Origin of the sequence: Haloferula rosea (assembly GCF_016595525.1) — a bacterium.
Classification (GTDB): Bacteria; Verrucomicrobiota; Verrucomicrobiia; order Verrucomicrobiales; family Akkermansiaceae; genus Haloferula; species Haloferula rosea.
Genome location: NZ_JAENII010000005.1, coordinates 251,055 through 264,641 on the forward strand (window position 1 = coordinate 251,055; position 13,587 = coordinate 264,641).

Annotated in this window: 14 protein-coding genes; 4 read left to right on the plus strand and 10 right to left on the minus strand. The window is 62.7% G+C overall.

The features are described 5' to 3' along the window. Positions 1-503: 503 nt before the first annotated feature. Together JIN81_RS09015 and JIN81_RS09020 are read right to left on the minus strand one after the other, a co-directional pair. Entirely contained in the window at positions 504-851 is a 348-nt protein-coding gene (locus JIN81_RS09015; protein ID WP_200278604.1) for a VOC family protein, read from the minus strand. 124 nt (positions 852-975) lie between these two features. Beyond that, complete coding sequence (locus tag JIN81_RS09020; RefSeq protein WP_200278605.1) at positions 976-1,221, minus strand: hypothetical protein; 246 nt, start codon at positions 1,219-1,221, stop codon at positions 976-978. 251 nt (positions 1,222-1,472) lie between these two features. Between JIN81_RS09020 and JIN81_RS09025 the strand changes: the two genes are divergently transcribed. After that, positions 1,473-2,153, plus strand: coding sequence for a rhomboid family intramembrane serine protease (locus tag JIN81_RS09025; protein ID WP_200278606.1), 681 nt, complete (start codon positions 1,473-1,475; stop codon positions 2,151-2,153). 51 nt (positions 2,154-2,204) lie between these two features. Here the strand turns inward: JIN81_RS09025 and JIN81_RS09030 are convergent, their stop codons facing one another. The 7 genes from JIN81_RS09030 to JIN81_RS09060 form a co-directional block, all read right to left on the minus strand. Next, entirely contained in the window at positions 2,205-2,948 is a 744-nt protein-coding gene (locus tag JIN81_RS09030) for a polyamine aminopropyltransferase (protein ID WP_200278607.1), read from the minus strand. 7 nt (positions 2,949-2,955) lie between these two features. Next, positions 2,956-3,663, minus strand: coding sequence for a YebC/PmpR family DNA-binding transcriptional regulator (locus JIN81_RS09035; RefSeq protein WP_200278608.1), 708 nt, complete (start codon positions 3,661-3,663; stop codon positions 2,956-2,958). Positions 3,664-3,746: 83 nt separating this feature from the next. After that, positions 3,747-4,364, minus strand: coding sequence for a lipoyl(octanoyl) transferase LipB (lipB, locus tag JIN81_RS09040; protein WP_200278609.1), 618 nt, complete (start codon positions 4,362-4,364; stop codon positions 3,747-3,749). A gap of 27 nt (positions 4,365-4,391) precedes the next feature. Then, positions 4,392-4,895 carry a crossover junction endodeoxyribonuclease RuvC gene (gene ruvC / locus JIN81_RS09045; RefSeq protein ID WP_200278610.1) on the minus strand — a complete coding sequence of 168 codons (504 nt, stop codon included), beginning with the start codon at positions 4,893-4,895 and terminating at the stop codon, positions 4,392-4,394. Positions 4,896-4,982: 87 nt separating this feature from the next. Further along, the gene (locus JIN81_RS09050; protein WP_200278611.1) at positions 4,983-6,176 is read right to left on the minus strand and encodes a DEAD/DEAH box helicase; all 1,194 of its coding nucleotides are present in this window, start codon (positions 6,174-6,176) and stop codon (positions 4,983-4,985) included. Positions 6,177-6,226: 50 nt separating this feature from the next. Then, a complete protein-coding gene (locus JIN81_RS09055) occupies positions 6,227-6,934 on the minus strand; it encodes a hypothetical protein (protein ID WP_234044610.1) in 708 nt (235 codons plus the stop codon). Positions 6,935-7,065: 131 nt separating this feature from the next. Beyond that, entirely contained in the window at positions 7,066-7,632 is a 567-nt protein-coding gene (locus tag JIN81_RS09060) for a hypothetical protein (protein WP_200278613.1), read from the minus strand. 181 nt (positions 7,633-7,813) lie between these two features. Here JIN81_RS09060 and JIN81_RS09065 point away from each other — a divergent pair, with 181 nt between their 5' ends. The 3 genes from JIN81_RS09065 to JIN81_RS09075 are packed head-to-tail and all read left to right on the plus strand — an operon-like array spanning position 7,814 to position 11,502. Continuing rightward, on the plus strand, positions 7,814-8,488 hold the full coding sequence (locus tag JIN81_RS09065) for a sigma-70 family RNA polymerase sigma factor (protein ID WP_200278614.1): 675 nt from the start codon (positions 7,814-7,816) through the stop codon (positions 8,486-8,488). Continuing rightward, complete coding sequence (locus JIN81_RS09070) at positions 8,475-11,105, plus strand: bifunctional serine/threonine-protein kinase/formylglycine-generating enzyme family protein (RefSeq protein ID WP_200278615.1); 2,631 nt, start codon at positions 8,475-8,477, stop codon at positions 11,103-11,105. The genes JIN81_RS09065 and JIN81_RS09070 overlap by 14 nt, the downstream gene beginning before the upstream one ends. Further along, positions 11,092-11,502, plus strand: coding sequence for an OsmC family protein (locus JIN81_RS09075; protein ID WP_200278616.1), 411 nt, complete (start codon positions 11,092-11,094; stop codon positions 11,500-11,502). The genes JIN81_RS09070 and JIN81_RS09075 overlap by 14 nt, the downstream gene beginning before the upstream one ends. Before the next feature lie 3 nt (positions 11,503-11,505). Here the strand turns inward: JIN81_RS09075 and JIN81_RS09080 are convergent, their stop codons facing one another. Then, entirely contained in the window at positions 11,506-13,488 is a 1,983-nt protein-coding gene (locus JIN81_RS09080; protein WP_200278617.1) for a sialate O-acetylesterase, read from the minus strand. Positions 13,489-13,587 lie beyond the last annotated feature (99 nt).

The following is a 13,587-nucleotide window of genomic DNA, read 5'->3' on the forward strand; positions in this document are numbered from 1 at the left end:
GCACCTCGCTCGCCGCCGGGCATCCTTGTTCGTTTTGCAGGAGGGAACGACCCCACCTGAGGATGCCGGTGACATTGGCCTCAAACTTGTTGCTTGGTTTTCACCAAGCTCACCGCGCTTTCACACGGATTCGCTCAAGGGGCCGGGAACGTCAGTTCCTCCCGACCATTTTCCCGGGCTCTCGCCCGAGACTTATCCCAGAACGCTTCTTGGGGTGATCGAAATCAATCCCTTCCACGCTCCCTTTCTGTCAAAGATCAAGTTCCCGAAGGAACACTTGAAGATAACCATGTTTTCGCGGGAGAGTCAAAATAAAAGTGGTGTAAGTCGTTGGTTGTGAATAGCATGTGAATAAGTTGTGAATAGTGATCACGGGTCACTGAGGTTGAGTGGGTTTCACGAACCGGTGTTTTCGAGCCGCGGCGAATTCGACCCAGGACGGGCAAAAAAAGTTCGCGTTGGATTGGTGGTTGGCGGGTGACTTTTGGGAATTCGGGCACCGGTCAGCTCCGTTGTCGGGTGAGCATGAACTCGTTGCCCTCCGTGTCGATGCACATGGCCAGATGGGGTGGCTCTCCGTCTTCGGGCTGTGGCTCTTTCGGGCATTGGCCGCCGTGCTGGCAGACTTCGCGGGCTCCGGTGACGACATCGCCAACCTGGAAGGTCAGGCCGGTCCAGGTGCGTTTCCCTTCGCCGCCGCGATGGATGGAGATGATGCCGCCGGCGACGGTCAGTTCGGTGATGTGCGGGTTCTGTTTGATGACCGTGGCACCGAAGAGGGTGGTGTAGAATGTGGTGGCGCGCTGGGCGTCGGCGGCCCAGACGGTGTATTTGAGTTTCTCAACCTTCATGCCGCCACCTTGTGGAGCGGAGGGAGAAGTTGCAATCCCCGGAACGACGACGTGAAGCGAGCAGCGTCATCGCCCCGGAGATTGACTGGCAACCACCAATTCTTCTCGGGGGGAGCAGGAGGCCTCAGGAGGCCAGGAAATCGGGATCGTGGACCAGCAGTCGGAGCTGTGCCTCAAGTCGCTTGTGACTGAGGTAGGAGTGAAGCGCGCGCGGGTTGCGTTCCAGCAGACGGTTGAGTTGTTGGTTGGCCCGAGTCCTTTCCTCGATCGAGGAGGACTCCTCCAACCTCTCAAGCGCCTTGAGCAGCTGGCGCTCACTGAGGCGCTCCAGCAGGCTATCGATCAGGGAAGGTTGTCGGAGATGGGCCATGCGGATGATGGAGCAGTGGCCATGCCAGTGCCCGTGCGGCGCAGGTTGGGTTCATGAAAGTGCATCATGGGGGGAGTGCGAATGAGTGAGGTGGGTGAGTTCACCGGAAGGCGTGTCCCGACCGGGGGGTGGCAGGGCAGGGCTGGTTTAGGGCGGGGGATGGGCTGTTGGAATCCGTGGGGGGTGGGGGGGCTTGGCGCTTGTCACGGGTGGGGGCGGCCTGCTGCAGTGGCGCTGCTTTGATTCACCGCTTGTTTTCCCATCATGGTTTCCGCTCGATTCTGCGGGATCACTGGCCGCTGTTTGCCCTGATGTTGGGGATGCTGGTGATTCTCGGCCTGCAGCGAATGCTGGGGCCCTCGTGGTATGCTTCGTTCATGATGTTTCCACCGGAGGTTGCGGCGTCCTGGGAGCATCTGAAGTCGGGCGATGTGACGCTGGCTGACTGGGGGGTGTTCTCGTCGATGCTGACGGCGGGCTTCTTCCACGGTGATCTTCTCCACTGGGGAGGCAACATGATCTACCTGTGGTTGTTCGGATCGCTTCTCTCCGGGTTGCTGGGCAACCGCATGATGCTCGGTCTGTTCCTGATCACGGCGCTGGCAGGTGGGGCGTGCGACGCGTATCTGAGATCGGATGAGATGATCCCCAGCCTGGGAGCCTCCGGGGGCGTGATGGGGCTTGAGGGTGCCTACCTCGGTTTGGCCCTGCGGTTTCACCTCCCGGATCCGGAGACGTGGCCGCTGGCGCGGCCGGTGGCTCCCTCGCAGTTGGCGATCTTCGCCATGCTGGGGGTGGCGATGGACTTGAGGGGGTTGTGGATGGGGGTTGGCAATACCGCCTATGGGGCTCACCTCGGTGGCTTTCTCATGGGGGTGGTTCTGACCGGCTTGCTGCTTCCGCTGAAGGGGATGCGCTACGCTCGTCGGTAGCTGGTCGAGTGGAAGGGCGGGCTCCTCCCGTGAAGTTCGATTCCCGCTGGCTCAGGCTTTGCTACGACGCGCGACGTAGACCGTGCTTTCCGATTTGCCGCCCAGGTGAGGGTTGTCGAAGGAGACGATGTGCGACTCACAGGTATCGAACACCTCGGCGAGTGCCTGCATGAAGGTTTCCTCGGGTGGGTCGTCCGACCAGAGGGCGAAGATGCCACCCGGGTGGATCTTTTCCGCGAGGCGGCGGAGGCCGGCGGGGCTGTAGAATTCCTCGTGTCGCTGGTGGAGGAGATTCGATGGCGAGTGATCGATATCGAGCAGGATGGCGTGGTGCCGCTCGGTGCAGGATTCGGGTTCGAAGCTGGTGGTGTCTGCGGCGGCGAGCTTGAAGAAGTCACCATGGACGAACCGGCAGCGCGGGTCCTCGCTGAGCTCCGGTCCGAGGGGGACGAGTCCGCGGCGATGCCAATCGATCACGGGTGCGAGGTAGTCGACGACGCGGAGTGATCCGATGCTTGGGTGGTCGAGGGCGACCTTCGCGGTGTATCCAAGACCGAGACCGCCGACGACGACATTGAGTTTCTCGCCCGGGAAGGCGGCTTCGGTGGCGGCGATGCCAAGGCGGGAGAGGGCGGACTCCACCTCGGTGAAGAGGCTGGTCATGAGGTAGGCGTCTCCGAGGATGATTTCGTGGACGATGATTCCGTCGAGATCCGGCAAGCTCCGCCGCCTGAGGACGAGGTCGCCAAGCGGGGTCGCTTGGAAATCGAGTTCCTCGAAGATGGGTCGTTTCAAAACCCGATCAAGCGAGGTTGGTGAACACGAGTTGGACGTCTTCGTCTTCCTCGATCTTTTCGAGGAGTGCCTCGATGTCGTTCATTTGCTCGTCGCTCATTTCGACGGGTTGGGTCGGGATGCGCTCGAGGGCGGCCTTCTTGATGGTGATGCCGAGTTTTTCGACGCCACCACTCAAGTTGGCGAACTCGGCGTAGTCGCCGATGGCGCGGACGAGTCCATCCTCGACTTCCAGTTCCTCGAGACCGTGGTCGATCAGTTCGAGTTCGACTTCCTCGAGTTCGACGCCTTCGGCTTCGAATTCAACGACGGCCTTGCGGGTGAACATGAAATCGAGTTGTCCGCTCTGGACGAGTTGTCCGCCGTTCTTGCTGAAGATGGTCTTCAGGTTGGAGACGGAGCGGTTGGTGTTGTCGGTGGCGCACTCGATGTAGAAGAGGGAGCCGTGAGGGCCCTTGCCCTCGTAGTTGACTTCCGAGATGTCGGCGGCGTCGCCACCCGTGGCGCGTTTGATGGCGGCATCGATCTTGTCCTTCGGAAGGTTCTCGGCCTTGGCATTGGAGATGGCCAGGCGGAGGGCCGGATTCATGTCCGGGTCACCGCCTCCGTTCTTGGCGGCGAGGGTGATGGATTTGGCTAGCTTCGGGAAAACGCGGGACATCTTGTCCCAGCGCGCTTCCTTGGCACGACGTCGGCATTCAAAGGCTCTTCCCATAGGTGGTCTGGATTCGGTTGGGGGTATTCAAGCGGGACCTCGAGCAAGGGCAAGGGGAATGCGGGTCGGGGATGGGTGGCGGGTCAGCCGAATTGGTCGATCAGATGGGGCCGGAGTTTGTCGGAGAAGGTGGAGACGGTGACGGGGTGATCGGTCTCGTTTTCGACGCAGCCCATGACGACGCCTTCGATGCCGCAGGGGGTGATGGCGAAGAAGGGGAGCAGGGAGTCGCGGGTGATGTTGATGGCGAAGCCGTGCATGCTGATCCATTTGCTCACGCCCACGCCGATGGAGGCGAGCTTGCGATTCTCCACCCACACGCCGGTGAGGCCCTCGCGTCGGGTGGCGGGGATGCCGAAATCCCGGCAGGTGAGGATGAGGACTTCCTCGAGTTTGCGCAGGTGCTCGTGCAGGTCCTTTCCCCGCTCCCTCAGGTCGAGGATGGGGTAGCCAACGAGTTGGCCGGGTCCGTGGTAGGTGGCTTCGCCGCCACGGTTGATCTGATGGACGGGCGCGGGGAGTGAGCTGGTGTCGCGGAGGGACGACTGATCGCGGCGTCGACCGATGGTGTAGACCGGTTGGTGCTCGAGCAGGTAGATGGTTTCTTCGTGCGATCCGCTGAGAATGCCGGCGACATGCTCCTGTTGGAGCTCGAGGCCTGCGGCGTAGTCAACGGGCTCGGGAAGGGTGGTGATCTTCATGGTCGTGACGCGGGGTGTGCGGGGAGTTCAGACCTGACGGCGATCGAGGACTTTCGAACGCAGGGGATCGGAGGCCTGGAGGTGGGCGAGTCCGATGGCGAGGGCGTCCGCCGCGTCGTGAGGAGGGGTCTCGGAGAGTCCTAGTAGTGCGCGGATCATGAAGGCGACCTGGGCCTTGTCCGCTTTGCCATTGCCGACGACGGCTTGTTTGACCTTGGAGGGTGCGTATTCGAAGACGGGGAGCCCGGCATCGGCGGCGGCGATGAGGGCGGCCGCGCGGGCGGCGCCCATGCTGATGGCGGTCTTGTGCGACTGCACGTAGATGATGCCTTCCACGGCGACTTCGTCGGGCTCGTGGGTCTTGATGAGGTTGGCGAGGTGCATGCGCACGGCGGCCAGGGCCGCCGACTGGGGCAGTTTGGCGGGGATGCGGATGACTTCGTAGGTGATGACCCTAGCGGTCTTCTGGTCACCCTCCACCACGGCGTAGCCGGTATTGCGGATGGCGGGGTCAATGGAGAGGACGCGCATGCGACAAATTCTCAATGATCAAGTTCCAATGCCAAATGGCCGAGGAGCGGAGTTTGGCATTCAGACTTGGACATTGGAAATTGAAAGTCAGCGTCTGCGCTTGCGCCCGGCGGGGCGGCGCGGTTTGCGGACGGGCTTATGGTCGTCGTCCAGCAAGGCGGTGTAGGTGTAGTTGAAGTCTTCAAGCTTCCTGCGGGGAATGGGCTGCTCGATGAAGACCTCGACCGACTTGGCGTATTCGAGTTCGTCGGCGGTGAGGATGGTGAAGGCGTCGCCTTCGGCTTCTGCCCGGCCGGTCCGACCGATGCGGTGGACGTAGTCTTCGGCGTTCTCGGGGACGCGGTAGTTGATGACGTGGGAGACGCCGGAGATGTCGATGCCGCGCGCTGCGACGTCGGTGGCGACGAGCACGTTGTATTTGCCTTCCTTGAATCCGGCGAGTGCCTTCATGCGGTCGGACTGGGAGATGTCGGAGTGCATGGCGATTGCCTTGCCTTCACTCTCGTCCTGGATGAGCGAGCAGAGCTGGTCGGCTTCCTTCCGGGTGCGGGTGAAGATCATTACCGAGTGGTAGTCGGTCTTGTCGAGGAGCGCGAGGATGAGGGCGTCGCGCTGGTCCATCGACACGGGGTAGAAGGCGTGGTTGACGGTCTTGGCCACGGCACGGCGTGCGATTTCGACGCTGACGGGATCGGTCAGGCACCAGGTGGCGAAAGTCTGGATGGCCGGCGGCATGGTCGCCGAGAAGAAGAGCGTCTGGCGGCCTTCCCACGGGCAGAGATTGACGATCTTGCGGACCTGGGGGAGGAAGCCCATGTCGAGCATGCGGTCGACTTCATCGAGGATGAGGCACTTGATCTCACCGAAGCGCATGGTGCCACGGAAGAAGTGGTCGACGAGGCGTCCCGGGGTGGCGACGACGATGTCGGCGACTTCGAGTTGGTCGCACTGGGTGCCGTAGCCCACGCCACCGTAGAGGAGGGCGACCTTGCAGCCGGTTTGCTTGCCGTATTTCTCGAACTGCTCGGCAACCTGGTGAGCCAGTTCGCGGGTCGGCTCGAGCACCAGGATCTGGGGTTTGTCGAGCGGCTGGATCTTGCTGAGGGTCGGGAGCGCGAAAGCGGCGGTCTTGCCGGTGCCGGTTTGTGAGGCGCCGATGACGTCCTTGCCTTCGAGAATCAGCGGGATGGCCTGAGCCTGAATTGGCGTCGGGTTATCATAGCCGGACTCGCGAACGGACTGGAGAACGGCGTCGGAAAGACCGAGAGAATCAAAACCCATGGCCGCGTTGCCTATCCGGGGCTGGCGATCCGGTCAAGGGCACTCTGTTCCTATCTGCTAGTTGGAGCCAAGGGGGAGTGGATGAGCAGGCATTCCTCGAGCAGCGGTTGGATCTCCGTGAGGAGGGGGGCTCCGCTGGAAATCTCGCTGCCGTGGTACTGCTGAATCCGGCGCAGCGCGTAGTCGAGGTCGGACTCGACAAGGCGATCGGGCGTGCCTCTGACGACGGCTGCGAGCATGAGGTCGTCGAGCTGGCGGAGGATGACCCTGAGGCCTTTGCCGAAGTCCATTTCGGTGGGGGCGGCTTCGCTACGGATGCGGTCGGAGATCCGGGCAATGGTCGAATGAACCTTGTGCGGGTTCACGTGGCGTGCGGGGTCGACGCTGGCAAAGGAGATCATGGAGAGCCGGTCACTCTCGAGCAGGTAGAGTTCCTCGATTCGGAAGCGGCCGGTCTTCTGCTCGACGATTTCTTCGTAGGTCCGGCTGGAAAGGAGGGCGCCGAAGCGCCAGGCGGTGCGCTGGAAGAAGTCGGGTGGGTCAAAAGGGCTGCCGGTGTGTTGCGCGAGCGTGCGGCGCATGGCCGAGCGGAGGGCTGCCTCGAAATCCTCGGGAAAGGCGTTGGCCGAGGTGGCGTTGGGGATGAGTGGGGCGAGCGCTTCGGCGAGATCAGCGTCGGTGTAGTCCACCGGCAGCTCGGGCGTCTGGGGCCGGGGGTTCGGTGGAGAATCCGGGGATCTCCTGCCTTCCACCGGCATGGGGCTGGCGGGCGACGTGGATGGCTGGTGGGGAGGCGCTGATGCTCTTCCGTCGAGAGATGGGACGGGGAGGGCCGAGCGTTGCGGCATCGGCGGGGCGGGCTCCGCGGCGGCTGGGAGGGGGGGGAGGGTCATGGCCGGCGGGTGGTGGGAAGGTGCTGGGCGACGGCCCGGGCGGCTGTGGCGAATTGCTCGAGGGCGATGCGCAGTTGCTCGGAGTTCTCGTCCGGGTGTTGCTTGAGCTCAGCGCGCATCCACTGGCGCATGTGGTCGAGCTCTGCCCGGAATTCGGCAATCAGGTGCGATTCCCGCTGCTGGAGGTGCTGCTGGAGGCGGCCCTGCCACTCTTGGAACCAGGGGCCGAGCTGGGCCTGAATTGCCCGTTGGGTCTCCTCTGCGGCTTCGCGTCGGGAGCGGGCGATGTGTTGGATTTGCTGGGCGAGTCGCTTGGTTTCCTCGGCCTGTCGGTTTCTCTCGACCTCGATGCTCTGGCGAAGGCGGCGGATCTCGAGTGCCTGCTCTTGCTGCGCGTGGGTGGATGGACTTGCCGTGTCGGCACCGGTCACGGGCATGGGGCGCAGGTTTTCCTCAAGCCGGGTGAGGCGCTGTTCCACGGCGTGAAACTGCCGTCCGACGATGATCTCGCGGATTTTTTCGACCTGCCGGGTCGCGGGGGGTGTGGGTGATGTCTGTGGCATGGGGGATGCGCACGGGGGGTGAACGAAGTGGAAAACTAAGCCGATTGGTGAGTTCGTGGAAGCGGAAGATGCGAGCTTCGCTTTGCAGAATGGTCAGGATTTCCTAAGAAAAGTTTTTTGAACCACTTCAGGGGTGAGTCGGTGAAAGACATCAGCCTCGAGATGTGTTAAAGGACGCTCAATGGCCGACGAGGAAGAGGAAAAAGACCCGAAGAAGAAGGAGGACAAGGTTCTCAAGGCGGCTTACGAGAAGACTCGGAAGAGCCTGATCGCTCGTCTCGACAACTGGGAGGATCAGCGGACCTGGGACGAGTTCTACCAAACCTACTGGAGGTTGATTTACGCGGTCGGGATCAAGGCGGGTCTGCGCCCGGAGGAGGCCCACGATTGTGTGCAGGAGACGATTCTCTCGATTGCCAAGCAGAGTAAGAAGAAGCTCTACGATCCCAATCAGGGGTCGTTCAAGACGTGGCTGATGAACATGACCCGCTGGCGGATCAATGATCAGTTCCGCAAGCGCAAGAAGGACACGGCGATGGCCGGTGGGGATTGGGAGAATGACCGCAAGACGGCGGTGATTGACCGTTTCGAGGACCCGAAGGGGGATCTGCTGGCGCGTCTGTGGGATGTGGAGTGGAAGAAGAACGTCGCGGATGCCGCGCTGGCAAAGGTGAAGGCGCAGGTTTCGCCGAAACAGTATCAGATTTTCGACTACTACGTGGTGCGCCAATGGGAGGCGAAGCGGGTTCAGGAGCACTTGAATGTGAGCATGGCCCAAGTCTATCTGGCCAAGCATCGGGTCGGTGCGGTATTGAAACGGGAGTTAGCCCGCCTCGAGGAGAATGCCGACGACTAGAGCCCGCCCGGACCCAACGATCCCGGATCACGAGGTCCTGAGAAGGATCGGTGGCGGGGCGTATGGTGAAGTGTGGCTGGCGCGTGGGGTGACCGGTGCCTTGCGTGCGGTCAAGCTGCTGTGGCGCGAGGATTTCGAGGACGAGCGTTCGTTCGAGCGGGAGTTCGAGGGGATTCTCAAGTATGAACCGATTTCCCGGGATCACCCGGGGCTGGTCAATGTGCTGCACGTGGGGCGCAGTCCGGACGAGAAGTCGTTCTACTACTACGTGATGGAGCTCGGGGATGACATCATCTCCGGCTGCGACATCAACCCGATCGAGTACGAAGCGCGGACGCTTCGCAATGACATCACCGGTGCGGCGGGCAAGCGGCTCGACACGGGGTTCTGCATCGAGGTCGGGCAGCGGCTGGCTGAAGCGCTCGAGCACCTCCATGAGCAGGGGCTGGCGCATCGCGATGTGAAGCCGGCCAACGTGATTTTCGTGAATGGCCGGGCCAAGTTGGCGGACATCGGCCTGGTGGCGGCGCGCGGGCAGCGGACCTTCGTGGGCACGGAGGGGTTCGTGCCACCTGAAGGACCGGGGTCTGCCCAAGCGGATGTGTATTCGCTCGGCAAGGTCCTGTATGAGATGGCGACGGGGAAGGATCGCCTCGATTTCCCCGAGCTGCCGGATGAGTTGCCGCAGGGGGCGGAGCGGAAGGAGTGGTTGGCACTCAATCAGATCATTTGCGACGTGTGCGAGCCGCATGTGTCGCGCAGGACGATCAAGTCGGCGGGTGAGTTGGCCTCGGCTCTGGCGAACCTGCGCGCGGGCAAGAGAAGGCGTCGGCGCCGGCCTCTGGCCCCGCTCTTCGTGGCGCTCTTCCTGGGGAGTGCGATGATGTGGGGCGCGTGGGAGGTGGCGCATCGTGGTCCGTGGGCGGAAGCGCTTGGTCTGAAGGAGGTGGTGGTGCCGCCTGCCGAACGGATCCCTGCCTTCCTGAAGGTGACGAGCACTCCGGATGGGGCGGACGTGATCGACGTGGTCGACAGTTCGGGCATGGGTGAATTGATCGGACGTACTCCGACGCGGGTGCTGGAGTCCTATGTGGGTGAGGACATCTCGTTCCGGATCCTGAAGGATGGTTACCGGCCGCATGAGATCCGCATGCTGGTGCCGGCCTCGGCTGCCGATGAGCCGCTGGTGATTTCCGCGGCGCTGAAGATTTTCTCCCCTCCGGCCCTGAGTGAACCCTGGGTGGATCACCTGGGTGTGGAATACCGACCGCTTGGGAACGGCCACGAGAGTGTCGGCTTCGTGACCGCCACGTCCTGGGAACCGTTTGTCGCGGCATCGCCCGAGATGGCGAAGCGATCGCAGGTCGTGGAGATCGATGTGGCGGGTGAGAAGAACGAGGTGGTCGTGGTTCCTCCGGGCGTCGCGAAGGCCTACTGCGACTGGCTGGTGAGCACGGGGATCGATCAGGGATACCTGACGGCGGACCACGAGGCTCTGCCGAAGTTCGAGGAGAAGTTCCAGCATCCCAAGCTCAGGGAGCAGGCGAGGAAGGGTGGTTGGCGACCCTTCCGTGTGGAAGTACGACGTATCCCGTACGGTCGTCTGATGGTCGAGACACTGCCGCCGGGTGCGGAGATTTATGTGAATGGCGACAGCCAGGGGTCGGCTGATGGAACGCTGCTCGTCGACCGGGTGCGCCCGGGCCGGCTGGAGGTGACCGCTTCGCTGGAGGGCTACAAGTCGGAGACCCGGAAGATCGATGTGGGTCCGCGGGACACGCAGTTCCTGCAGATCCAGCTCGAGGAAAACAAGAGCGTGGTGCTGGGGCGTCCGTGGGAGAATTCTCTCGGCATGAGGATGGTGCCTGCGGGCAAGGAGTGGATGGCTTCAGCCTGGGAGACACGCCGTTCGGACTACGCGATGTTCGCTGAAGCGCGGGGGCTTCTGATGCCGCCGCCACCCGAGTGGTCGGTGGATGGCAATGAGGACCGATGGAACCGGCATCCGATCACCTCGGTGTCGCGGGAGGATGCCGAGCAGTTCTGTGAATGGCTGACCGAGAAGGAGATCAGCGAGGATCGGCTCAAGCGGTCGCTGGAGTATCGTTTGCCGACCGACCTCGAGTGGAGCGCGCTGGCGGGCCTGGTCGAAGAGGAGGATGCGTCGCCGGCCAAGCGCGACCAGCTGGCCCTCGACCGGCCGCGATTGTTCATGTGGGGGCAGGACTGGCCACCTCAGGAGGTGGTGGGCAACCTTGCGGACCTGAGTTCCAATTTCTCCCTGAACCGGCAGTTGGAGGATTATCATGACGGTTATCCGACCACCGCTCCGGTCGGATCCTTCCAGCCCAATGAGTTGGGGATCTACGACCTGTGTGGCAACGTGCAGGAGTGGGTGGAGGACGACTATAGCCGCAATCCGCTGGACGACAGTGGGGTGCTGCGGGGTGGGGGGTGGTCTTCATTCCAGGAGTCGGACCTCGATGTGGGGGCCCGCAATCCCCAACCGCCGACGGCGGTGGATCCGACCTATGGATTCCGGGTGGTGCTCGCGGAAAAGCGGCTCGACATCGTGGACGAGGAGGATTTGAACAGTGACCCTGATGGTGACGATTGATCTCGACTACGAAGGCGGCCTGCATTGTGCCGCGAAGCACGGACCTTCGGGTTCGACCCTGACCACCGACGCTCCGGTCGACAACAATGGTCGCGGGGAGGCATTCTCTCCGACGGATCTGGTGGCAACGGCCCTTGGTGCCTGCATGATGACCGTGATGGGCATCGTCGCGGAGCGGAAGGAAATCGACATGAAGGGAGCCAAGGTCACCGTGCGCAAGCACATGTCGGCCGACACCCCGCGTCGCATTTCGAAGCTGGAGCTGGATCTTACGCTACCGGTCGCAGCCGATCATCCCGAGCGCCCGATGCTTGAAGCGGCGGCCAAGGGATGTCCCGTGCATCACAGTCTTCACCCCGAGATCGAGGTGGTGATGAACTGGACCTGGGCCGGCTGACGCTCAGGGTTGCTTGGCGTAGACTTCGAGTTCGCGCAGGAAGCCGAACTTCGGATCGAACTGGTCCTGCTTCGGATGGGCGTCGATGAAGCCGACCCGGACGTGCCGGGCTGCCTGCGGGTCGAAGGTCAGTAGTTCACGGGATTCGGCTTTCGCGGGGAAGGCGTGGCGCCCCACTTCGGTGAAGGTCTTGCCGTCGCGGCTCAGGGAGATGCTGACCGTTCGGGTCGATCCGAAGGCGGGCGTTCCGATGCGCACGCGGTTGATCTCGTGACTTTCGCCGAGGTCCACGGTCACGTGTTTGGGGAAGTTGCCGAGTCCGGTCGCGTAGCAGCGGCCGGCTTGTCCGTCCCAGGTGCCATCGGTGAGGCCGCTGTCCCAGTTGCTGCGATTCGGGTCACTGGACTTGTGGGGTTTTCCGGCAGCGACATTCGGGCCGAGGTCCGGGTCGTCCGGCCAGTGGGTGTGGAAGGCGGAGGCCGGCAGGTTGGCGCTGTTGACGAGATTTGGGGAAGCCAGCTTGGACCATGCGAAGCGGGCTTGGGTCGGGCGTTCGACGGCCGGGCTGGTGAGGGCGACGAGGTCCTTGCCTTCGAGGCTTGCTTCAGCGGCGTGGAATTGACCGTCGATGCCGGCGATTTCGAACCAGTCGGGTGCCTTGTCATCGCGCGTCTTGAGGCCATCGCCAACGTGCTGGAAGCGGATCCGGATGGTGGAGTCAGTCCGTTTGAAATCTGCGAAGAGAGGGCCGCTGGAAACGAGTTCCGACTCCCCGTAGGTGTGGGCGCGAGCGAGAAGCGACAGGCGCCGGCCGACCTCGGATTTGTTGCGCGGGTGGATGTCCTTCAGGTCGCCGATGTCGTTGATGATCGCCATTCCGGTGTGCGGAATTTCGAGTGCTTTGGTTTGAGCGACCCAGATTTTCGGCAGTGTGTCCTTCGGATCCTGTCCGTAGCTGAAGGGGGCGAGTTGGGCATAGAGGAAAGGGGCGTCCGGCCGTTCGAAACACTGGCGCCATCCCTCGATCAAGGCCTCCATTTTCCAGCGGTAGGCCATGCCATCATTTCGGTTGGACTCGCCTTGATACCAAATGAAACCACGGACGGCGAATGGCTGAAGCGGGTGGATCATCGCCTGATAGGTGCCCATTTCGCCATTGTGGGCGATGCGCAGGCGGGGCGGTGCGGCGGGTGGCAGGGGAGGTGCGACGTCCTGCTTCAGGGCTTCATCGGCTTTCGCCATCCACTTGCGGGTGGCCTCGAGGTGTTTCTCGTTGGCGGCCCTGAAGGCCGGCGTGCCGGGAAGCCGGGGCAGGCGGCTTTTGTGGAGTTCTGAGAGCTCGGGAACGGCGGCGAAGCCTGCCTCGGGCGTCCAGGGTTCGATGCGGGATCCTCCCCACGAGCTGGCGATGACGCCGATCGGGACGTCGAGGTGATCGACAAGTTCGCGGCCGAAGAAGTAGGCGACCGCGGAGAAATCGATGACCGTCTGAGGTGTGGCATCCTGCCACTTGGCCTCCACGTCGAATTCGTTGGTGGCGGACAGCTTTCGGGGGACGTTGAAGATGCGGAGCTGGGGAATCGGGCCGCTTGCCGCGAGCTGCTGGTCCTCCGGGCGGGAGGCCTTGATCGCCCACTGCATGTTTGACTGACCGCTGGCGAGCCAGACTTCGCCGACGCGGACATCGGCAATCGTGATCTTTTCGGCTCCGGCGGACACCTGCATGGCTTGTCCGGCTGGGTTCAGGGTGAGCGGGTCGAGGTCGACGCGCCAGTGCCCGTCGGCATCGGCAGAGGTCGACTGGGTCTGTCCGGCGAAGTGGATCTCGACCTGAACATTCGGATCCGCGAGTCCCCAAACCGGGGCTTTCATGTCCCTCTGGAGCACCATTCCGTCGGTAAATAGCGAGGGAAGCTGGAGTTTCGCGAGCGCCGGGGTGGCGGCGAAGAGGGCGATCGTCAGGAGCGTTCGAAAAGTCCGGGGCATGGGTCCAATACGTTCGTGACGGTGGGTTCTTGCTGGGCTTGTGAAGACGTGGAAATCTGACATTTTCGCTTGCGCCGGCGGCCGATTCGCAAGACGTTC

Excerpts from the sequence above, each read along its gene's own strand:
- JIN81_RS09055 (WP_234044610.1), bottom strand. The coding sequence starts at position 6,934 with ATGCCGGTGGAAGGCAGGAGATCCCCGGATTCTCCACCGAACCCCCGG.
- JIN81_RS09035 (WP_200278608.1), bottom strand. The coding sequence starts at position 3,663 with ATGGGAAGAGCCTTTGAATGCCGACGTCGTGCCAAGGAAGCGCGCTGG.
- JIN81_RS09060 (WP_200278613.1), bottom strand. The coding sequence starts at position 7,632 with ATGCCACAGACATCACCCACACCCCCCGCGACCCGGCAGGTCGAAAAA.
- lipB (WP_200278609.1), bottom strand. The coding sequence starts at position 4,364 with ATGAAGATCACCACCCTTCCCGAGCCCGTTGACTACGCCGCAGGCCTC.
- JIN81_RS09020 (WP_200278605.1), bottom strand. The coding sequence starts at position 1,221 with ATGGCCCATCTCCGACAACCTTCCCTGATCGATAGCCTGCTGGAGCGC.
- JIN81_RS09070 (WP_200278615.1), top strand. The coding sequence starts at position 8,475 with ATGCCGACGACTAGAGCCCGCCCGGACCCAACGATCCCGGATCACGAG.
- JIN81_RS09015 (WP_200278604.1), bottom strand. The coding sequence starts at position 851 with ATGAAGGTTGAGAAACTCAAATACACCGTCTGGGCCGCCGACGCCCAG.
- JIN81_RS09065 (WP_200278614.1), top strand. The coding sequence starts at position 7,814 with ATGGCCGACGAGGAAGAGGAAAAAGACCCGAAGAAGAAGGAGGACAAG.
- ruvC (WP_200278610.1), bottom strand. The coding sequence starts at position 4,895 with ATGCGCGTCCTCTCCATTGACCCCGCCATCCGCAATACCGGCTACGCC.
- JIN81_RS09075 (WP_200278616.1), top strand. The coding sequence starts at position 11,092 with ATGGTGACGATTGATCTCGACTACGAAGGCGGCCTGCATTGTGCCGCG.
- JIN81_RS09080 (WP_200278617.1), bottom strand. The coding sequence starts at position 13,488 with ATGCCCCGGACTTTTCGAACGCTCCTGACGATCGCCCTCTTCGCCGCC.
- JIN81_RS09050 (WP_200278611.1), bottom strand. The coding sequence starts at position 6,176 with ATGGGTTTTGATTCTCTCGGTCTTTCCGACGCCGTTCTCCAGTCCGTT.